This is a genomic window from Enterococcus sp. AZ141 (genome assembly GCF_051714385.1).
GTDB lineage: Bacteria > Bacillota > Bacilli > Lactobacillales > Enterococcaceae > Enterococcus_D > Enterococcus_D entomosocium.
Window position 1 is genome coordinate 2,371,127 of sequence record NZ_JBIORT010000001.1, and the last position, 21,906, is coordinate 2,393,032.

Genomic DNA, 21,906 nt, shown 5'->3' on the forward strand with positions numbered 1-21,906 from the left:
AATTATAATGATTTTTAGACGTGAAAAAAGTTTGGATAAAAAGGTTTTAATTTTGAAAAAGAAGGTTAAGGTGAAAGTTTGTGAAAAAGAAGTTTAAATATATTCTATCTTTAGTAATCTTATTAAGTGCTGCGGTGGTAACGCCAGCATTTCAGGTAGTGGCGGAAAGCCAAGTGTTTTCAGAATCTTCGCAGGTGGATCAGGAAGAAGTGAAAACTGTACAATCTGATGATACGAATGCTTCTGCGGATGCTGGACAAGCTACCTCTCAAGTAGAAAATTCTACGCTAACAACAACGACCTCAGCGCGCGTGGATGCTGAGAACGAACAAACACAAGCAAGTAGTGACAGTAAAGAAGCCATCAGCGGATCGGAAAATAAAGAAGAATCTGCTGTAGACACAGTAAATAATGACACTTCTTCTGTTAATCCGTCGTCTGCAAGAGCTGCCAATGCACAACTGACGGTTCAAGTTTTAGATAGTAATTCAAACCAGCCAATCCAAGGCGCTTATTTCACATTGACCTCCTTGACATCTGGTGAAGTGACGTTATTAGTCACGGACAGTTCAGGAAAGGTAACGATTCAGGTTCCTTCAGGGGGCTACTTTATTAAGCAAGTGGGTACAACGAATCAAAGATTGAACTACGCATTTACATCGATTGGAAATTCTATCAATTTGCAAGCAGGAGAAACCAAAACATTGGCACTTTATGAGCGTCAAATTGTAGGCGAGTATGCTTTTGGAGATAGCCCCGATACGATTCATATTCCTGTAAATAGTAACTTCGATTTCTCAACACAGGCATTAGGGATCGAGGCGTTTAAGTTAAATTTTAGCGGCAACATAGAAAAAAGTATTTCTGACTCACAGATCTTTCCGTACTACACAAATGTTGATCCGAGCAAACCGGGGACTTACGTAGCAATTTTTATGGCTAGACAAGCCTCATATAGTGTATATACAACCCATGTAGTCAATGTCATTGTTGATCCGGAGCAGGTGGGAGAGGTAACTGTCAGATATCTTGATACTCAAGGGCAAGAAATCCATGAAACGAAGACTTTATCTGGTACCATTGGTGCTTCATATGATGCTAGTACGGATGAGTATAAGCTATCAATTGACGGTTATACCCTAGACGAAAGCCAACTGCCAGAAAATAGTAAAGGTATATTTAGCGAAACAGCACAAACCATCACCTACATTTACACAAAAAATCCGATATCAGCTGCAGATGTAACGATTGAGTATGTGGATACAGAAGGCGAAGAAATACACTCCTCTCAAACGATTAGCGGGAATGTGGGCGACTCTTACGATGCAAGCACAGATCAATATAAACTATCGATCGATGGCTATACATTGGATGAAAGCCAGTTGCCAGAAAATCTTAAAGGTTTGTTTAGTGAAACAACTCAAACAATCACATTCATCTACACAAAAAATCCTGTACCTGCAGCGGATGTCACGATTGAGTATGTAGATTTAGAAGGCAACGAAATCCACGTTAGCCAAACGATTAGCGGGAATGTGGGCGACTCTTACGATGCAAGCACAGATCAGTATAAACTATCGATCGATGGCTATACACTAGATGAAAGCCAATTACCAGAAAATCTTAAAGGTATGTTTAGCGAAACAGCACAAACCGTCACCTATATCTACACAAAAAATCCTGTACCTGCAGCGGATGTCACGATTGAGTATGTAGATTTAGAAGGCAACGAAATCCACGCTAGTCAAACGATTAGCGGGAATGTAGGCGACTCTTTCGATGTAAGCACAGATCAATATAAACTATTGATCGATGGATACACTTTAGACGAAAGACCATTACCAGAAAATCATAAAGGTGTGTTTAGCGAAACAGCGCAAACAGTCACCTACATCTACACGAAAAATCCGATACCAGCAGCGGATGTCACGATTGAGTATGTAGATTTAGAAGGCAACGAAATCCACGCTAGTCAAACGATTAGCGGGAATGTAGGCGACTCTTTCGATGTAAGCACAGATCAATATAAACTATCGATCGATGGCTATACACTAGACGAAAGCCAATTACCAGAAAACAGCAAGGGTGTGTTTGGAGAAACCGCGCAAACCATCACTTACATCTATACAAAAGATCCGATACCCGCAGCGGATGTAACAGTCGAGTATGTGGACACAGAAGGCAATGAAATTCACCCTTCACAAACGATCAGTGGAAACGTAGGTGAGTCTTACGATGCCAGCACGAAGAACTATCAATTAGTGATTGAAGGCTACACCTTAGACGAAAGCCAATTACCAGAAAATCTTAAAGGTTTGTTTAGCGAAACAGCACAAACTGTCACATACATCTTCACAAAAAATTCTGTACCCGCAGCGGATATAACAGTCGAGTATGTGGACACAGAAGGCAAAGAAATTCACCCTCCACAAAGGATCAGTGGAAACGTAGGCGACTCTTATGATGCCAGCACAGAAAAATATCAACTAACAATCGAAGGCTACACGTTAGACGGAAGTCAGCTGCCGCAAAATACCAAAGGCACATTCGGTAAGCAGGAGGCAACTGTGACGTATGTTTATACAAAAGAAAACGTAGCAACAGTGGATAGTTCTGATAAAAAAGAAAAAGACCCAACAGCGACTGTCACTTCGAAAAAAAGCAATTCTGCGCAAAGATTGCCGCAAACCGATGAGCAGGGGACGTTGTTCCCATTTGTAGTTGGTTTGTGCTTCGTCGCCACAGCAAGCTGGCTTTATTTCAGAAAGCAAAAATAGCGATCAAGTAAGTCATTGGGGAAAGGCGTTACTGACTATCAAAAAAGGACAGCTACGATTCAGCTGTCCTTTTTTTGATTATTTAACGAAAGAATGAAATAAAACCGAGTCCATCATAAAGAAAATGACAGATCCAGCTGACCCAAACACTATTGGATTTTTTCCAGACGTAGTTGAGTGCCAATCTTGCGGGCATCAAGGTGATCAATAATTGTGCTGGATGAAAACCGTACGCTGGGATATGCCACAAAGCGAACAGCACACTGCAAATGATGGAAGACCAGAGGAAAGAGAATCCTTTTTTCTGTAAAGCTAACAAGAGATTGGTACTAAGCAACTCTTCTCCCATCAACATGAAGGGTACTTGTAAAAAGACCATTTGGACAGTGATGGTTTCGCCGATCGAGTTAGTTGTTGGTTGTCCAAAAATAGCGGCATAAATAAAGGAAAAGAACACGCCAGTCAAAATGACGAAAGGCACACCCCATAATAAAACGATGAACCGAAAATGCTTGAATTGTTCCAAAAAGGTCCTTCGTAAGAAAAAGTACCCCGCACCAAATGCCAAAATCACATTCCATACAGTACCAATGATGGATAAAACGGAATCGCTTAGGGGTGTATAGGGAAGCATTTGATAGGTTAAACCGATGACTAATGTAAGAATAAATAAATACGTTGCTGACTTGTGTTTCATTTTGAACACATCCTTTAAAGTAATTGCCACACGCTGAATTATAAACAGAAAAAACATCAAAGTACAAAAAGATATCTCTCATTATTTTTAAACGAAAATAAAACGGAGTGAATACGATATCATGGCTGATAGGCTTGCTTTTTTAGTATCAGAATAAAAGATTTCTTAGAACAATTCTCAAAAATGGTGAACAAAAAGAGAAGTTTATAAGAATCTCTGTAACACTGTTGAAATATTATTACGCTTATGTTACATTTTGTTTACGTTATTATGTTTTAGGGAGAATGTTTATGAAGAAATCAAGCAATTATTCAAATAATTCACAACATAAAGAAGCGACGTCTGAAAAACAAGCACCTTTTTCAAGGGTCGAATCACATCAAAAGCAAACAACGGGAACGGCAAGACGCACGCAAATCAACGATCGTCAAGTTTCTAAAAAGAAGCCAACCCATCGTAAGTATCTCTTTTCATTGATGACGCTTCTGACAATTGTCATTATCGCCACTGGCGGCTATATCGCCTTTACGTTGAAGCAGCAAGAAGCCTTGGCACGGGAAAAATATGAGGCTGCTGCTGAAAAGTTATTGGCATCGATCCAAGAAGAACAAGCTAAAGAGGGAATCCCAGCAAAACTCGAAACATTGTCTAATGGGGACAAGAAAGAATTGATTTTCCGACCAAAAGAAGAAAGTACGATTCCTGTCAAAGATGCAAGCAAGAAATTGTCGACCATGGCGAACAAATTATGCAAAAAACACACCGACAAAGAGACAGTCACTGTTGCTCGGATTGAAGCACAAGCGGTCGCATCGAAAGTGTCAACCTATTCTTTAAAAGCGGACAGCTATGTTTGGAATCGGGAAACTGGTCGCTTTGAAGATGCGGATAGCGTGGTTGCCGATCCAATTTTTATTTCCGAGAAAACCGGCAATGAATTATCCTTGAAAGACTTGGTTCCAGACGAGGGCAGCTTGCTAGGGATCCAGCAAGTCATTCAGCAAAAGATTTTAGACCAAGCCAAGGAACCTGATAAAGTCATTGATGCGGTCTTGGCGATGGATCGAATCACCTATGAGTCGAAATTTACGTATGATCCTGAAAAAATAACGATTCAGTTGCCACAAAATCAAACTGGTGTATCTGAGATCACGTTGGCGTACAAAGAGATTGCACCGTTTATTGATCCGGAACTTGTTAACGCGGATCAATTGAAAGAGCAACAATCGACATTGGACCAAAACAAAAAATATGTTGCACTGACTTTCGATGATGGCCCTAACGACACAACCACATTAGATCTTTTGAAGATTTTAAAGGACAACGATGTCAAAGCAACGTTTTTTGAATTAGGACAAATGGTGGATCGATATCCTGAAGTATCGAAAAAAGTCCATGAGGAAGGGCATGAAATTGCCAGTCACTCCTATTCACATCCGCAATTAAATACGTTATCGCCGGAGGATGTCAAAGCGGAAATAACCAAAACTGACAAAGCAATCTATCAGGCAACAGGAGTCTTACCTAAGAATTTGCGCCCGCCGTATGGGGCGATCGATCAACAAAGCGCCCAAGCGGCAGGAAAATCGATCATTCAATGGAGTGTTGATACCGAGGATTGGAAGCTAAAAGATCCGAACAAAATTTTGAAGGTCGTACAAAATAATGTCTACGATGGTTCAATAATTCTGCTCCATGATATTCATCCGAAATCCGTTCAAGCCGTACCTGGTATTATTCAAACGCTGAAAGCGCAAGGCTATGAATTTGTGACGGTGGATCAGTTGCTCAATGGCAAACAAAAACCAATGTATCAATACTTTGGTGCCACAGATGAACGCAGTGTTAGCTAATAGCTCAAAAAGGAAGTGATGGCAATCATCGCTTCCTTTTTTTAAAAACGAACGCTGCAGTTGCCGCTTTATCACTCGGAGGAGGCAAATGCTCGGAGATAATCTTCATCCAATAGTAAAGCAAAATCATCGGCAAGGGCTTCTTGATCCAGTTCTCGCATAATAGCCAACATCTTTTGTGTGATCGTTTCACCAGCTTTTTGATCGCCGGTTCTTATGAGCAACACGCCTTGGAAAAACTTGCAGACGGTTTGGTGGAAAAATTCTTTGTAGTCTGTCGCTAAAAGTTTCAATTGGACAACGAGAACTTCCGTCGCATCGTATTGCTGGTGTTTTAGCGTATATTCAATCAAATTGATCAGCAAGGCGCAGTAAATTTCACGACCTTTTTCCATATCGATGTAGTACTCGAGCATCTTGGATACTTTTTTGAAAAAGAGGAAATTATGGTCGTTGTCCAGAAGATCGATGGTGTTGCCAAATAGTTGGATTTCTTGTAACGTCCAGCTCTCAACATCAATGAGGTAAGAAGTGATCGTTTGGCGATCGCATTCTAAAACAGCACTTTGTCGATAGCCCCCATGTTCTGCCAAGCATTGTAGCATGCGAATTCGCGAGCGAACCTCTGCAATACGGATATTGTTCAGTCTACTAGTGGTTTTTTGTAGTTCCTGTAACAGCTTTTGTAAATTTGGCAGATCGTGTTTGTTTGAATATTGATTATACCGATGATTATAGCTGTTTTGCTCATCCAAGCGATAGCCATTCGCGATATAGAGAAATTCATCGATATCCATTGAAAGATTTTCTAAAATTTGCAACAGCAAGTTGGCAGCAATTTGATGCTTGCCTTTTTCGAACTCGATGGCATAAGACTTTGAAATAATCGTGCCATAGACTTCTTTTTGGGTGAAGCCTTTTTTCAATCGGATTTGTCTGATCGTTTCGCCATACATAAGAAAGCCTCCGCTCTCGTTGAATTAATGAGATCTTGTATCCCCATTATAGTAAAGTAAAGCCAATAGAGGAATCTAAAAGGTCTTTTATTTCAGACTTTCCTTGATTTGGTGGAAGAAATCGTTCAGTAATCTTTGTGATAGAGGATCCTCAGAGGGGGATCGTAGAAAAGCGTGAGAACATTCGGTTCTCACGCTTTTTTTAGACAAAACTGAGGCAGATCAATAGAAAAATCATTACTAGCCAATGCATCGTTTGTTGCTCCTTAAGTCGTATTAGAAGAAGCCAATTGGGCAGCGGTGTTTCCTTCTTACCAACAAGTATAACCGCTTCGAGTAGAATGAACGTTTACGTCCGAAATGTAGGACCAAATAACTAGGTGAGGATGAAAAGCAGTGAAGAGCAACTGAAGAAATAATCGTTCATAATAGTGCAACGTTGATTTTGATAGAATAGTTTCATTCTTTTTTCACAGAACTTTCTGCGAGCGTTTCGATTCCTTTTTTTCGTTAGCAAGAGTTATTTTAGGTGATATAGTGAAAAAACGTCTAAATTATTTTTGTTTTTTTATTTGCGGAGGTAAAAAACGAGGTTAAAATCATGAAAAAACACAATCATCATTTTTCTCTATCCAGATGTATAAACATGCAATTGAAATCGTATTCATTATATTGATTAAACATAAAAAAAAGAAAGGTTAACTGACGAAAAAAGGCAATATTTTATCATTATACATTTGTTTATAAGATAAATATAAATAATTTCTGCTTGTTTATAAAATAAACCTTTTATGTTTTGAAAGGTGAAATTCAGTGTTTTTTTAATTATTTATCGTGTTTATAATTTGTTGGAAAGAAATAAATTTGCTAGAATTTTGGTACACAGTGTGTTCGTTTAGTTATTTTATTTTTTAGTTTCACAAGAGTGAGCTAATGTGCTTCTAAACTATTTGAACAAAAATCACTGGGTTTTTCAGAAAGCATGCGAAAAAATCTTCGCTTTGCGATCGGTTACTTTTTGTTTTCTCTCTATGCCTTTAGGTGTTGGGTTGAAATAGATTTTCATCTGGTTTTAAAGGGGGAAAGAAGGATTCCAGAGATCATCAGTTTTATCTTTTGTCGGTTAAATTTTTTTCGAACAGGAGGAGAATGAATGAAAGGCATTAATTATAAAAAGCTCATGGATTCAAAGAAAAACACACGCGTTCGAACAAAGAAAAATATTATTGCGAATTTAACTGTCAGTGGAATGTTGTTGACAAGTACGGTGGTCGTGCCAGCAAGTTTGTTATGGGCACCAACGACGGTTGAAGCTGCTTTGGTTTCAGCTGAACTTTTCTCAGATATCACAGCGTCTAATAACTCAGGCACGAGTGCGTCTGCACCTTATGCAACTCCTGGTGCAACGAACCAAGTCAATTTCTCGATTTCTGGATCGAATGCAGTAACGGTTGATGTCTTGAATGGGGATAAAGTCGCGGTTGTTGGGGTTCCTCAAGGCCTTACTGGTTTGGTTCAACCGGCAGGGAATGCATCGATTTCCACCAATGTGATACTCCAACTGGGGAATTTCCCAGCCTTGCAAACACTGATCGGTACAGTCACACCAGCAGTCAATACCTTGATCAGCACGGTGGATGGAATCGTCAATCAAAATTTAGCTGATGCACTTGATATTCCGCCAACAATCGTTGGCGGCTTGCCAAATCCGTTGTATACGGCGGCTTCAATCGTGGATGTTAGCCAAGTGATATCCGTCAACTTAGATGAAATCACTACCCAGTTAGACTTATTAAATCAACTTGGACAATTTGGCCAAGCGAATTTTGAAGTTCCAGCTGGACTAACCGATAACGAACGTGCCCTGATTGCCAATGTGGATGATGGTTTATTTATCGTTATCAATCAACGCATCAATCAAATTCTCGATAATTTACAAGCAGCCCAGATTCAAGTCAGTATTTTGGATGGTGCAAGTGGGATTCCAGGCATCGGTACCTTGATCGGTCAAATCAATACGTTGGTACAAAGTACCGTTAATACAGCTAAAGCCACTTTAAACGCAACGGTTGAAACAGCACAAACAGTCTTCAATGCAACGACAGATTTAGCAGATCAAATCGCTTCTGCATCTGTTTTAGGTCAAACCAATGTGGTCATTCCAACGAATGTCACCAGTCCGACCTATGCACAATTGGTTGAAAACGGCGTGGCGAATCCATCTAATCCTTACGAAGCCCGCTTCGAAGGAACGATGTCTCAACTTGATTTGATCACCATTGATTTATTTACGGATGCTGACGGCAATAACTCGATTTGGTTTGCGCCAGATACACCAGAAGATCAAACCGATACACCAACAATCAATCCATTGACAGCAGGGGAAACGACGATCAGCGGAACAGCTGAGCCAGGCGCAGCCATCACATTGGCGATCAACGGCGGTGCACCTATTACAACAACCGCAGATGGTGACGGCAATTGGACGGCAGATGTCCCTGAATTGGTGGAAGGCGATACAGTCACAGCAGTAGCGGAAGCTGATGGGGAATCGGCGAGTGAGCCTGCAACGGCAACGGTAGCAGCACCAGTGGTTAATGCACCAACGGCTTCGATTACAGGAAATAGTACCGATGGGTACCCTGTGACGGGGACAGCCGCAGCAAATGCAGCCATTGAAATCACCAATGCCGAAGGTGAAGTCGTTGGCTCTGGTACGGCAAATGAGAACGGCAACTACAGTATCACGTTGAACCCAGCAGATGTAGCAGAAAATGAAAACTTGAATGTTGCCGCAATCGTCACTGCCGGTGGGCAAACTTACCGTAGTGGTAATACGCCAATCGTCGTTCCAGCAGACGATGCGGAGCAACAAACGGGAACACCAACGATTCAACCGGTGACTGCCGGGGATACAAGCGTCAGCGGAACTGCTGAGCCTGGTGCCTCGATTACTGTGACCGTCAACGGTGCAGATCCGATCGTGACGGAAGCCGATGAAGAGGGCAATTGGCGTGTTGATGTGGACGAAGTGTCAGAGGGCGATACGGTTTCAGCTATCGCCGAACTAGCAGGACAAACGCCAAGCCAACCGGCTAGCACCACCGTGTCCGCCTTAACAGTCAACGCACCAACGGCTTCGATCACAGGAAATAGTCAAGAGGGCTATCCAGTGACTGGAACCGCAGCACCAAATGCGGCCATTGAGATCACCAATGCGGATGGCGAAATTGTCGGAACAGGTACCGCCAATGAGAATGGTATTTATACAGTCACGTTAGATCCAGCGGATGTTGACGCGGAAGAAACCCTGAATGTGACAGCGGTTGTGACCGCTGGCGGCGAAACCTATCGAAGCAACCCAACACCTGTTGTGGTGCCTGCAGATATCCTGCAGACGGAAACACCAACGATCGATCCAGTCAGTGCTGGAGATACGACCGTTAGTGGGACAGCGGAACCGGGGGCAACGGTAACGATCACGCTTCCTGAAGGCGATCCAATCACGGCTGAAGCCGATGATGAAGGCAACTGGGAAGCAACGGTTCCTGAATTATCAGAAGGCGATTCCGTGACCGTCGTAGCTGAGTCTGAAGGCAAAGATCCGAGTGCACCAATCACCGTGAGTGTAAACGGTTTAACCGTGGCGGCGCCAACGGCTACGATCACCGGAAATAGCACAGATGGGTATCCAGTAACGGGAACAGCGACTGCCAATGCAGCAATTGAAATTTTGAATGAAGTAGGAGATGTCGTTGGTAGCGGAACAGCTGATGAGGATGGCAACTTCACGATCACCCTTGATCCTCAAGAGGTGACAGCTGGCGACAACTTACGAGTGGAAGCGATCGTGACGGCTGGTGGTGAAGACTATCGCAGTACAGGCACACCGCTTGTAGTTCCTGCAGATGATGTCGAAAATTTAACTGAAACACCAACGATCGACCCAGTAACAGCTGGGGATACGACCGTCAGCGGAACGGCTGAACCAGGGGCAACGGTGACGATCACGTTGCCTGAAGGCGATCCGATCACGGCAGAAGCCGATGACGAAGGCAATTGGGAAGCGACGGTACCAGAATTAACGGAAGGTGATACGGTAACAGTCGTTGCCGAAGTAGAAGGCAAAGAGCCAAGTGCACCGATTACCGTGACCGTTGATGGTGTGACTGTCAGTGCACCGAGCGCTTCCATCACAGGCAATAGTACGGATGGCTATCCGGTCAGTGGAACAACCACGCCGAATGCGGCAATTGAGATTTTGAATGAAGCAGGAGATGTCGTTGGTAGCACGACGGCGGATGACACGGGTGTTTATACCGTCATCTTAGATCCAGCTGATGTGACGCCAGAAGAAGCCTTGCAGGTGGTGGCAGTTGTGACAGCGGGCGGTCAAGACTACCGCAGTAATGCCACGCCAATCACGGTACCAGCAGACATTGAACAAACAGGGACACCAACGATCGATCCGGTCACAGCAGGTGATACCACGATTAGCGGAACGGCAGATCCAGGTTCGACGGTTACTGTTACGATTACCGGTCAAGAACCAGTAACGGCTGAAACGGATGACGAAGGAAACTGGCTTGCGGAAGTGCCAGCAGTCTCTGGTGATGATACAGTCACAGTCGTTGCGGAAGCCGAAGGCAAAGAGCCAAGCGCGCCAGTCAGCGTTGGAGTCAATGGAGTCACCGTTGCAGCACCAACAGCGATCATCAGCGGCAATAGTACCGATGGCTATCCAATCACGGGGACTGCTCCAGCGAACGCAGCGATCGAAGTGTTGAATGAGTCAGGCGATGTGATCGGTACTGGGACAGCCGATGGGGATGGAAACTATACGGTAACCATCGCACCATCCGATGCAGCACCAGAAGAAACCTTGTCTGTCGTTGCGATCGTTACAGCAGGCGGAGATCAGTACCGCAGTCCTGCCACACCGGTGACGGTCCCAGCAGATGAGCTTGAACAAACAGCATCACCAACCATCGATCCAATCAATGCCGGGGATACGACGATCAGTGGGACCGCAGAACCAGGCGCTACGGTGACGGTAACGATCCCAGGTGAAGAACCTGTTACTGGTGAAGCCGATGACGAGGGGAACTGGACAGTTGAAGTTCCTGAAGTTTCAGAAGGAGAAACCGTCACAGTGGTCGCACAAGCACCAGACAAAGACCCAAGTGCACCGATCAGTGTTGGAGTCAATGGGTTGACGATCGCTACACCAACCGCGACGATCAGCGGCAATAGTACCGCAGGTTACCCAGTAACGGGGACGGCACCAGCCAATGCAGCCATCGAAATCTTGAATGCCGATGACGAGGTCATAGGTACTGGCACCGCCAATGACGAAGGCCAATATACGATCACGTTAACGAGTAATGACGCGTCTCCAGCTGAAGCCTTACGGGTGGTGGCGGTAGTCACAGCCGGTGGTCAAGAGTACCGCAGTGCGGCTGCACCAATCACAGTACCTTTGGATCAAACTGCAGTCCCAACGATTGAATCGGTGACAGCCGGCGACACGACCATCAGTGGTACGGCTGAACCTGGCGCGACAGTCTCAGTCACGATTGGTGACGCAGAGCCAGTCACTGCCGAAGCGGATGACGAAGGCAATTGGACGGCAACTGTGCCCGAGGTTTCTCAAGGAGAAATTGTTTCTGTGGTAGCGACCCTTGATGGGGAAACACCAAGTGATGCAGCTACGGTCGTCGTAAATCCACTCAGTGTGGCGACACCGACAGCAGCGATCAGCGGCAATAGTTCGGAGGGGTATCCAGTAACCGGAACGGCCACGCCAAATGCAGCGATTGAGATCTTAAATGCAGCCGGTGAGGTTGTTGGTAGCGGTGAAGCAAATGAGGAAGGTGCTTACAGCATCACCTTGAGCAGTAGTGATGTTGATCCTTCAGAACCACTTCAGGTGGTGGCAGTGGTAACAGCTGGCGGCGATGAATACCGCAGTGCGCCGCTTTCCATCGTGGTACCAGCAGACCAGACGACCACACCAACGATCGAGCCAGTGCAAGCAGGGGATACATCCGTCGGAGGAACTGCCGAACCTGGTTCAACGGTAACGGTGGAGATTCCTGGAGAAGATCCAGTGACTGCCGAAACGGATGAGGAAGGCAATTGGACGGTCACCGTACCAGAGCTTTCAGAAGGCGACACGGTCACAGTGGTTGCTGAAGCTGAAGGCAAAGACCCAAGTGCACCAATCAGTGTCGGTGTCGGTGCCTTGAACGTGGCAGCACCAACGGCAACGATCACTGGCAACAGTACTGACGGCTATCCAGTCACAGGGACAGCACCAGCCAACGCAGCCATTGAAATCTTAAATGATGACAATGAAGTGGTGGGCAGTGGGACTGCCAATGGAGACGGTGAGTATACGATCACCTTGACAGAAGGTGTTTCACCAGCAGAAACCTTGCGAGTGGTGGCTATCGTATCAGCCGGCGGTCAAGACTATCGCAGTCCGGCAACTACTATCGTGGTGCCAGAAGATAACGCAGAAGACCAAACAGCGGCACCGACTGTCGCACCAGTGATTGCTGGGGCTACAACCGTTAACGGAACGGCTGAACCTGGGGCAGATGTAACGGTTGAACTACCAAACGGCGATACTGTTACAGTGGCAGCGAATGACGAAGGTGAGTGGACGGCAACTGTGCCGACGGTTTCTCTGGATGATGTCTTGACAGTTACTGCCTTGGCAAACGGCAAAACAGAAAGTTTACCAGTAACAGTGACGGTGCAAGGGCTGATCGTGGCAGCACCAACGGCAACGATTTCTGGCAATAGTGCAGATGGCTATCCAGTAACTGGTACAGCACCAGCTAATGCGGCAATCGAAATCTTAAATGCTGATGATCAAGTGATTGGCACAGGGACGGCCAATGAGAATGGTGTTTACACCGTTACCTTGACCAGTGAAGAGGCATCAGCAGGAGAAACGGTCCGTGTCATTGCCATCGTTTCAGCAGGTGGGGATGACTTCCGTAGTCAACCAACGGCTGTCGTGGTACCTGCGGATCAAACGGCGACACCAACGATCAATCCAGCAGTTGCCGGCGCAACAGAAATCAGCGGGACAGCCGAACCAGGAGCAATAGTCAACGTGACGGTCGGTGAGCAAGACCCAATCTCAGCCGAAGTTGACGAAGAGGGCAATTGGCAAGTTGATGTGCCAGAGCTTTCCGAAGGGACGACTGTTACGGCAGTAGCAGAAGTAGAAAATGAAACACCAAGTACACCAGCAACGATCACAGTCGGTGCATTAACGGTGGTGGCTCCTAGTGCGTCCATCAGTGGCAATGCAGCCGATGGTTATCCAGTGACCGGAACAGGACCAGCGAATGCGACCATCGAAATCTTGAACGAAGCTGGCGAGACAGTTGGAACGGGTACGACCAATGATGCAGGGCTTTACACGATCGATTTGACCAGTGAAAATGTCTCTCCTGAAGAAAACTTGACGGTAGTTGCGGTGGTCACAGCTGGTGGTACAGATTATCGTAGTCCAGCGACACCAATCATGGTGCCAGCTGAACCGGGTGAAAATCAAACAACGGCACCAACGGTTGATCCAATCAAAGCAGGCGATGAAACAGTTAGCGGAACGGCAGAACCAGGCTCAACTGTGACTGTGACACTACCTGACGGCACAGAAGAAACCGCCGAAACAGATGATGAGGGCAACTGGAGTGTCGATGTGCCTGAATTGTCTGAAGGGGATACCATCACAGTCGTCGCAGACAGTGACGGCAAAGACCCAAGTGATCCAATCACTGTCATCGTTGAAGGAGTGACTGTCGCAGCACCAACAGCTTCCATCAGCGGCAACAGCACGGATGGCTACCCAGTGACTGGTACAGCACCAGCCAATGCAGCGATCGAGATCTTGAACGCAGACAATGAAGTCGTTGGAACAGGCACTGCCGATGGAGACGGCAACTATACAGTGGACTTAACTGCTGAAACTGTCGATCCAGAAGAAACCTTAAATGTCGTTGCCATCGTAACAGCTGGTGGGAAAGAGTATCGCAGTAATCCAACAGCGGTCATCGTACCAGCAGATACGGTAGTGGATCAGACAGCTGCACCAACGATCAATCCAATCACGGCAGGAGATACCAGCATCAGTGGGACCGCAGAACCAGGTTCAACCGTGACGATCACTGTACCAGATGCGGAACCAATCACGGCTGAAACGGATGACGAAGGCAATTGGACAGCAGAAGTACCAGAAGTTTCTGAAGGCGATGCAGTCACTGTTGTGGCTCAATCACCTGACAAAGAGCCAAGCGCTCCAGTAACAGTTGGTGTGGGGGCGTTGACGGTCACTGCTCCTAGTGCAACCATCACAGGCAATAGCACGGATGGCTATCCAGTAAGTGGAACGGCACCAGCCAATGCCACCATACAAATCTTGAATAGCGATGGACAAATCGTCGGTTCAGGAACCGCAGACGCGGAAGGAAACTACAGTATCACTCTTGAACCAACAGCTGTTGCACCAGCGGAAAGCCTAACAGTCGTCGCAGTTCTGACAGCTGGCGGCAAAGAATACCGCAGTAATGCGACACCAATCGTGGTACCTTTGGATCAAGAAGAGCAACAAACTGCAACACCAACGATCGATCCAGTCAAAGCTGGCGATACGACGATCAGCGGGACTGCCGAACCAGGTTCGACGGTGACGGTAACGATTGGTGAAAATGAACCGATCACAACTGAAACGGACGAAGAGGGCAATTGGACAGTCGAAGTACCTGAAGTTGCGGAGGGTGATACCGTCACTGTTGTGGCACAATCCCCTGAAAAAGACCCTAGTGCACCAATCACAGTGAGTGTGGATGGCATCACGGTTTCAGCACCGACCGCTTCCATCACTGGCAATCCAGAGGATGGTTATCCAGTGACGGGGGTGGCAGCACCAAATGCGGCGATTGAAATCGTGAATGAAGCGGGGGATGTCGTTGGATCAGGCAATACCGATGAAAATGGCAACTACACCATCACGCTCTCTGGTGAAGATGTTTCTCCTGAAGAATCATTGAACGTCGTTGCGATCATTACAGCCGGCGGCAAAGACTATCGGAGTAATGCCACACCAATCGTAGTGCCCGTTGAGAATACGATCGATCAAACCGCCACACCAATCATCGAACCAGTCACAGCTGGTGACACGACCATCACTGGTACTGCTGTACCGGGATCGATGGTCACCGTGACGGTAACGGGAGAAGAAGCGGTTGAAACCGAAGCAGATGAAGCAGGAAATTGGTCAGTGGAAGTTGCAGAAGTTTCTCGAGATGAAATCGTAACAGCAGTGGCGCAAAGTGAAGGAGAAACCACCAGTGAACCAGCAACGACCGTTGTTAATGGCATCACGGTCAACGCACCTTCAGCGTCCATTACGGGTAATTCCCAAGAAGGCTATCCAGTAGCCGGGAACGGGCCTGCCAATGCAGCGATTGAAATTTTGAATGAAGCGGGGGATGTCGTTGAAACAGGCACGACCGATGAAAATGGTGACTATACGATCACATTGACTAGTGAGGATGTCGCACCAGAAGAAAACTTAACGGTTGTGGCGATCGTCACTGCTGGTGGGGATGACTACCGCAGTAATCCGACACCAATCGTCGTACCTGTCGATGATGAAAGCATCAAGACAGATACACCAACCATTGACCCAGTTACGGCTGGTGATACAACGATCAGCGGAACGAGTGAGCCAGGTGCTACGATCACCGTTACCATCAGCGATCCGTTAACAAGTAGATTCCTGACCATCTTCGCGGCTGAAGGACCAATCACAACGATCGCCGATCAAAATGGTGACTGGGATGTTGAGTTATCCGCGGAAGCGACGGAAGGTGAAACCGTTACGGTTCTTGCCTTAGCCGAAGGCGAAACCTTAAGTGATCCGACGACGACCGTAGTCGGTGCCTTGACGGTTGACGCACCGGTTGCCACGATCACTGGCAATCCTACCGATGGCTATCCAGTCTTCGGGAATGGGCCAGCCAATGCGACGATCGAAATCTTGAATGAAGCGGGTGACGTTGTCGGAACTGGAACGACCAATGGGAATGGTGCCTTCAGCATCACATTAGACCCAGAGGATGTTTCACCAGAAGAAACCCTTAACGTTGTGGCGATCGTTACAGCAGGTGGCAGAGAATACCGCAGTGCAGCAACACCAATCGTGGTACCAACGGGTGACAATGGTACGGATGGTACCGACGGCACGGACGGTAGCAATGGCACGGACGGTACCAATGGAACGAATGGTACCGACGGAAGCAACGGCGCTTGGGGTAACTGGGGCAGTTGGGGGAACAACAACGGCAACGGTAGCAATAACAACCAAAGCTGGTGGGGAAGTAAGTACCTACCGAAAACGGGATCTAAAGGAACTTGGTATGCTTCACTGATTGGGGCAGCAGTCTTCGTTGTAGGAGGAATTGGTTTGTTCTTCAAAGCAAGAAAGAAAAAAGACCAACAAAAATAGCATGACTTTACCAGCGGAGTGGACATCCTCCGCTGGTATCTCTAGTGAACAATAGTTTTGAAGCAATGATCATCGTTTCGTAAAGAAAGGGTTAGAAATGGTATGAAAAGCAGAAGGAGGGAAAAACGTCTTTACAAATGGACGATCGGCCAATTAATTCTCTTTTTGACCAGCATCAGTTTCGTCAATTTGTATCTTTTAACAACGACAATAAAAGCCGAAGCAGCAGTGAATGTTTTAGATGTGGAGATTTTAAGCAATTTAACGAGTGCCAATACAAGTGGCACCTCAGTAAGCGTTCCATGGCCAGGCAGCGTGACAAATCGACCAGTGACTTTTTCTATTAAAGGCAACGGCGGGTTGAACGCTTCTGTCAATGTCAGTGGGGAAGATAAATTTGCTTTATTAGCGATCCCAGCAGAATTGAGAACTAGCATTAGTGCCAATGGATCCGCATCGATCAAGACGTCGACCACAGTCAATATTGCCAATGTCCCACTTTTGAATGCGATCTTAACAGCGCTTGATTCCTTGACCAGTTCACTAAATCTCAACCTTGGGATTGTTCAAATCGATTTGACAGCGATCAATCAGCAGATTTCTTTACTAAAGACTGTCGGAAATATTGGGAATGTTGAATTTACCAGTCCATTGCAGTTTACGACCCAGAAAGAAGCTTTATATGCCAATATGAGTTCGAACCTTGGTGTCGTCTTAGGAACCAATGTCCCGCAAATTCTACGGAATTTAAGTACCGCGATTCAAAATACCCAGATCCGAGTGATCGGCATCGATATTGGCGGCGTCGTGCGCGCATTGCTGCAAGGGTTGCTCAATACTCTGCTTAGCACCGTGAACTCAGCGTTGAATGATTTGACAACTGTCCAAGAACAGCTGGCGGATGCAGCTGTTTTAGGAGCAACGGATGTTCAAATTCCGACGTTACTTTCAGGTCCGGGTCAGTTGACTGCAAATTGGACTGCTAATTTTTCCGCTTCTGTTTTGAAAGCAAAGCCGACGGACATCAATCTCTTGAACTTTAGTGCGCTAAATATCAGCAGTCGCCAAACCATGATTTATTTCATGGTCGAAGCATTGACGATGGATCGGGCGAATCTACCGACTCAGCTGAATTTTGGCCGACATGCCATTCAAACGAAAAAGAGTGAGACGTGGCGGGCAACCGCCAACGGCGATCAAAGCGCAGCTGCTACAACTGGGATTTTACGGATCAATGATACCCGCAATCGGCAGAAAAAATGGCAAGTAAAGGTCAGACAATCCACCAATTGGGTCAATGGTACACGCACATTGCCAGCCGCCGAATTAAGGGTTCAGCTTGGCACTGTCAATTCAACCTTTACGGATGGTCGAGTGGTTTTACCTGATAATGCAACGATTGCCCTGCAGCAAAATGTCGAAAAAAATGTGGTGGCGTTGGAAAATGCGGCATCGACTGGTGGACTGACCGTTAATTTTTCCCAGTTCAATTTATTTGTACCTGAGAAAACACCTAAATTTCAAGGTCAGTATCGCGCCACAGTCGTGTGGACCGTTTCCGATACACCTTGAAAAGGAAGAGCAGAATGAAAAAGAATTCCCTTGTGCTGCTTCTGATTTTGATGATCGGCAGTTTCTGCAGTTTCGTTCCATCAGCAGTAGCCAATACGACGACCGGCAACATTGAGTTTTATGAAGGACCAACGGAAACAGCTAGCAGTGATTCAATTGATGAAGAAATTGAACCGCCAACCAATCAAGAAACGGTCACTAACGTAGAAGAACCACTGCCGCAGCTTGCTGAAACCAATCACTTTTGGCTGCCCTTAATAGGTGGATTCTTCATTAGTCTGACATTGATCATTTGCATCAAAAAAAGGAGGATGGCAAAATGATTTCAAAGAAATCGGTAATAGGCGCATTGGGGGTATTGACCGCCCTTAGTATTGTGACCACGGTGCAAGCGGACGATACGACCGGTGTCGTAGAATATACCTCTGGTGGCATCGTGTTTGACCCGGATAAAGGCGGGAGTGATCCCAATACGCAGCTACCAACGAATTTAGATTTTGGTGCCCATGAGATCCAAACAGAAAATGCCGAAACGTGGGTGGCTACTACGGATGGGACTGGACTACCTGGCGATGGGTCCACGCTGCAAAGAGGGGCAGTTGCAGTCAGTGATAACCGAGGACAGGCGAACTCTTCTTGGGCAATTAAAGTACGGCAAGCAACCCAATTTACGGCAGGAGACAGTACGTTGGACGGTGCGGTATTAACGGTAGATACGGGTACATTGACCAACAACTTAAGTTCGCCGCCAACCGGAACCAGTGATATTGCCAATGGCGAGCTTGATTTTGCGGCGATCAACAATGAATATGCTTTCTTGACCGCCAATGCTGGTGAAGGGATCGGTGAAACGTCGATGCCTCTAGAACAATTTACCCTTTCGATCCCAGCCAATACGGAAAAACAATCGGCAACCTATCAAACGACCCTCGTTTGGACGATCAGCAGTGCTCCGACGACCCCATAGGTTAGTAGTCATTGCTTAACAGTTAGCAGAAAAAAAGCAGCTTGCCTAAGCGGCTGCTTTTTATGCTAGCTGATTTTTCTTTCCTATTTTGTGTAGAAAGGATCTGACAGGATGCATCAGAACAAACTTCGAGGCAAAGGATTTCAGTATTGGGTAGTAAGTATTCTAACGGTCTTATTTTTCATTGGTACTAGTAGTACGGGGGCAGCAGATTCACTTGATACCTTCGATGTTCAAATCAAATTGCCGGAGTCACAGCGGGACAAAGAGTTGATGTACTATGATTTGTTGCTGGAGCCCAAGGCAGAAGAAAAACTAGCAGTCATGGTTTCCAATAAAAGCGAGCAACCAATCAATCTACAGCTATCGTTTAATCGAGCGGTCACGAACATGACTGGCGTCGTTGAGTACTCTGGGGCAAATGAGGAAGCAACGCCTTCTGCTCCGTACGCGATCGAAGAACTCGTTACTTTGAGTGATGAAACACTTTCATTAGCCCCTAATGAACAAAAAGAAATCACCTTGACAGTCCGGATGCCATCTAAATCATTTGATGGGATTTTGGCAGGGGGACTATACGTACAGCAAACCGGCAGTGAAGAATTTCAAGGGAATGTTCAAAACCTATTAGCAAGAGAAGTGGCGGTATTGCTCCGAAATAAAGAGTCAGACATCCCGCCAGCGGTCCGAATTGAAGAAGCCCATTTGGAAGAGATCAACCGCCGCAATGTCATCATCGTAGCGGTGGAAAATGCAGCAGCCGATTATCTCAGTAAAGCCACGCTTGCTTATGAAGTGTTCCATGAAGGAAAAGCAACAGCCATCAAAGGGGAAAAAGAAATCCAATTAGCGCCCAATGCATTAATGAATTACGCACTTCCGCTGGATGGAAAGGAACTGCTATCAGGAGAGTATGAAATAAAAGCGACCCTTAAAGCAGCCGATCAAGAATGGCAGGGAGAGCCGACCTTCCAAGTTGCAAGGCAAGAAGCGCAAGAAAGAAACGAGCAAGATGTCAGTATTGAAGAAACCGCTTCGCCGATCCTTCTCTATCTATCGATTGGTGGTGTTTTATGTTTGATCATCGCTTATCTGATTTGGCATAATCGAAAACTAAAACGAGCATTAAAAAAAACAGATGATAAAACCCCATGAGCACTTGTAAGAAATTCCTTATTAATATAGAAGGAAAAAAAGAAAACAATCAAAATTCACGGGATGCATGTAAATCAAAAGCATAATAAAAGCAGCAAACAGGCCATTTATTGTTCGAAATAAATGGTTTTTTGTCGTGTCCATGAAGATTCGATATGGTAAATTAAGTAGAAAATTTTTTTTGATTGCATCTTGCAGCAGCGAACGATCTCTTTTATTTTGATGGAAAATCTTCAGAGGAAACAGTTGATTACCCTTAACCGGACTGCCCAAAGAGAAGGGTAGCTTTTTTTTGCGAAAAAACGAAGAATAAATAACGATTAATATTTAATTTGAACGAAGGTTTTTTTTTTGAAAATCATTAGAAAGGTTGGGCAGTAGTCGGTAAGTTTTGGAATTGTTAATTAGTTAAACTACTTAAAAAAACATAAGTTTTTATTGTTGTTTGCGCTTTCTGTCTTATAAATGTGTTAAGAAAGCAGTACGACGGGAACTCCTTTACTATAATAGGTTTAGACCAATTATAAAGTCTTTTCTTACTTTGTTTTTAATTTAAACTACCTTTTTTGCATAAACGTTTCGCTAATTCGTTTGAAAGTGCAAGCAGGCATTTTTAATTAAGAATACAATTAGAAATGATGTGAAAAGGAGAATTAAGATGTCTGCAAATTTGAGCAATTTCGCTGTTTATATAGTAGATGACAACTTTTTTAATGGAAATTTGATGAAAAAAATGATCACTGAAAGTCATGTTCCTTATTCTATGGTGGAGATCATTTCACCGGAAGAACTAGATTCTTTTCTTGAAGGGTACTTAACAGATGTGAACGATTTATTTTTATTTTCCATTGAAATGATGGGCTTTGATCGAAGTTTTCAATTAGCAGGGCGATTGAGGGAGCAGTGCAAAAAGTGTCAAATTGCTTTTTATGGTGCCTATGCGTCCAAAATCGAAATCAAGAAACTGAATCTTATCTGTCCTTTAGGAATCATCGATACAGAAGAAAAGGATGTGGCAATGCAGTTAAGAAATTTGTTAACAGAAGCAATTGAAGTGAAACGATCATTGCTGGGAAAAAAACACTTATTAAAAATTGTTAGTAAACGAGAGTTGATGATCGTTGATGCAGAAGCAATCAACTACATAACAACGATCAAAGGTGAGCGAAACCGAATCGTATTCCATCAAAAGAAATCAGTTGAGTGCATTGAAACTTCGTTAAAGGTCATCAAACAGCTAGATTTGCCTGAGTATTATAAAGTATTCAAATCGTACATTATTAATGCGCGACAAATCAAAATGATTGATCGAACAAACAATGTTCTTTGCTTTTTTAATGGGGAAGAATTAGAAGTTGGAAAAAAAATCCGTAAAGCAATCAGTTAAAACTACATATATTT

10 protein-coding genes are annotated in these 21,906 nt (G+C 45.2%); 8 read left to right on the forward strand and 2 right to left on the reverse strand.

The window, feature by feature from the left end:
* The first annotated feature begins 80 nt into the window (after positions 1-80).
* On the forward strand, positions 81-2,777 hold the full coding sequence (locus IGI89_RS10990) for a MucBP domain-containing protein (protein WP_438735654.1): 2,697 nt from the start codon (positions 81-83) through the stop codon (positions 2,775-2,777).
* A gap of 82 nt (positions 2,778-2,859) precedes the next feature.
* Here the strand turns inward: IGI89_RS10990 and IGI89_RS10995 are convergent, their stop codons facing one another.
* Positions 2,860-3,531 carry a CPBP family intramembrane glutamic endopeptidase gene (locus IGI89_RS10995; protein WP_438735854.1) on the reverse strand — a complete coding sequence of 224 codons (672 nt, stop codon included), beginning with the start codon at positions 3,529-3,531 and terminating at the stop codon, positions 2,860-2,862.
* Between the two features lie 233 nt (positions 3,532-3,764).
* Between IGI89_RS10995 and IGI89_RS11000 the strand changes: the two genes are divergently transcribed.
* Positions 3,765-5,327 (forward strand): polysaccharide deacetylase family protein, encoded by a 1,563-nt coding sequence (locus IGI89_RS11000; protein WP_438735655.1) that lies wholly within the window; start codon positions 3,765-3,767, stop codon positions 5,325-5,327.
* Between the two features lie 71 nt (positions 5,328-5,398).
* Here the strand turns inward: IGI89_RS11000 and IGI89_RS11005 are convergent, their stop codons facing one another.
* Positions 5,399-6,283, reverse strand: a complete 885-nt coding sequence (locus tag IGI89_RS11005; RefSeq protein WP_438735656.1) for a helix-turn-helix domain-containing protein — start codon at positions 6,281-6,283, stop codon at positions 5,399-5,401.
* A gap of 1,153 nt (positions 6,284-7,436) precedes the next feature.
* Here IGI89_RS11005 and IGI89_RS11010 point away from each other — a divergent pair.
* From IGI89_RS11010 to IGI89_RS11035, 6 genes are all read left to right on the forward strand, one after another.
* Positions 7,437-16,811: an Ig-like domain-containing protein gene (locus tag IGI89_RS11010; RefSeq protein WP_438735657.1), complete on the forward strand. Its 9,375-nt coding sequence runs from the start codon at positions 7,437-7,439 to the stop codon at positions 16,809-16,811.
* Positions 16,812-16,913: 102 nt separating this feature from the next.
* A complete protein-coding gene (locus IGI89_RS11015) occupies positions 16,914-18,383 on the forward strand; it encodes an adhesive domain-containing protein (RefSeq protein WP_016620540.1) in 1,470 nt (489 codons plus the stop codon).
* A gap of 14 nt (positions 18,384-18,397) precedes the next feature.
* Positions 18,398-18,706: a hypothetical protein gene (locus IGI89_RS11020; RefSeq protein ID WP_016613488.1), complete on the forward strand. Its 309-nt coding sequence runs from the start codon at positions 18,398-18,400 to the stop codon at positions 18,704-18,706.
* Entirely contained in the window at positions 18,703-19,350 is a 648-nt protein-coding gene (locus tag IGI89_RS11025; RefSeq protein WP_005235021.1) for a WxL domain-containing protein, read from the forward strand. The genes IGI89_RS11020 and IGI89_RS11025 overlap by 4 nt, the downstream gene beginning before the upstream one ends.
* A gap of 111 nt (positions 19,351-19,461) precedes the next feature.
* Positions 19,462-20,505: a DUF916 and DUF3324 domain-containing protein gene (locus IGI89_RS11030; RefSeq protein WP_005235023.1), complete on the forward strand. Its 1,044-nt coding sequence runs from the start codon at positions 19,462-19,464 to the stop codon at positions 20,503-20,505.
* Positions 20,506-21,163: 658 nt separating this feature from the next.
* Positions 21,164-21,892 (forward strand): LytTR family DNA-binding domain-containing protein, encoded by a 729-nt coding sequence (locus IGI89_RS11035; protein ID WP_005235024.1) that lies wholly within the window; start codon positions 21,164-21,166, stop codon positions 21,890-21,892.
* The last annotated feature ends 14 nt before the right edge of the window (positions 21,893-21,906 follow it).

What these genes read in the sequence shown, in the direction of transcription:
- IGI89_RS10995 (WP_438735854.1), bottom strand. Translation starts at nt 3,531, where the DNA reads ATGTTTTTTCTGTTTATAATTCAGCGTGTGGCAATTACTTTAAAGGAT.
- IGI89_RS11000 (WP_438735655.1), top strand. Translation starts at nt 3,765, where the DNA reads ATGAAGAAATCAAGCAATTATTCAAATAATTCACAACATAAAGAAGCG.
- IGI89_RS11005 (WP_438735656.1), bottom strand. Translation starts at nt 6,283, where the DNA reads ATGTATGGCGAAACGATCAGACAAATCCGATTGAAAAAAGGCTTCACC.
- IGI89_RS11010 (WP_438735657.1), top strand. Translation starts at nt 7,437, where the DNA reads ATGAAAGGCATTAATTATAAAAAGCTCATGGATTCAAAGAAAAACACA.
- IGI89_RS11015 (WP_016620540.1), top strand. Translation starts at nt 16,914, where the DNA reads ATGAAAAGCAGAAGGAGGGAAAAACGTCTTTACAAATGGACGATCGGC.
- IGI89_RS11020 (WP_016613488.1), top strand. Translation starts at nt 18,398, where the DNA reads ATGAAAAAGAATTCCCTTGTGCTGCTTCTGATTTTGATGATCGGCAGT.
- IGI89_RS11025 (WP_005235021.1), top strand. Translation starts at nt 18,703, where the DNA reads ATGATTTCAAAGAAATCGGTAATAGGCGCATTGGGGGTATTGACCGCC.
- IGI89_RS11030 (WP_005235023.1), top strand. Translation starts at nt 19,462, where the DNA reads ATGCATCAGAACAAACTTCGAGGCAAAGGATTTCAGTATTGGGTAGTA.
- IGI89_RS11035 (WP_005235024.1), top strand. Translation starts at nt 21,164, where the DNA reads ATGTCTGCAAATTTGAGCAATTTCGCTGTTTATATAGTAGATGACAAC.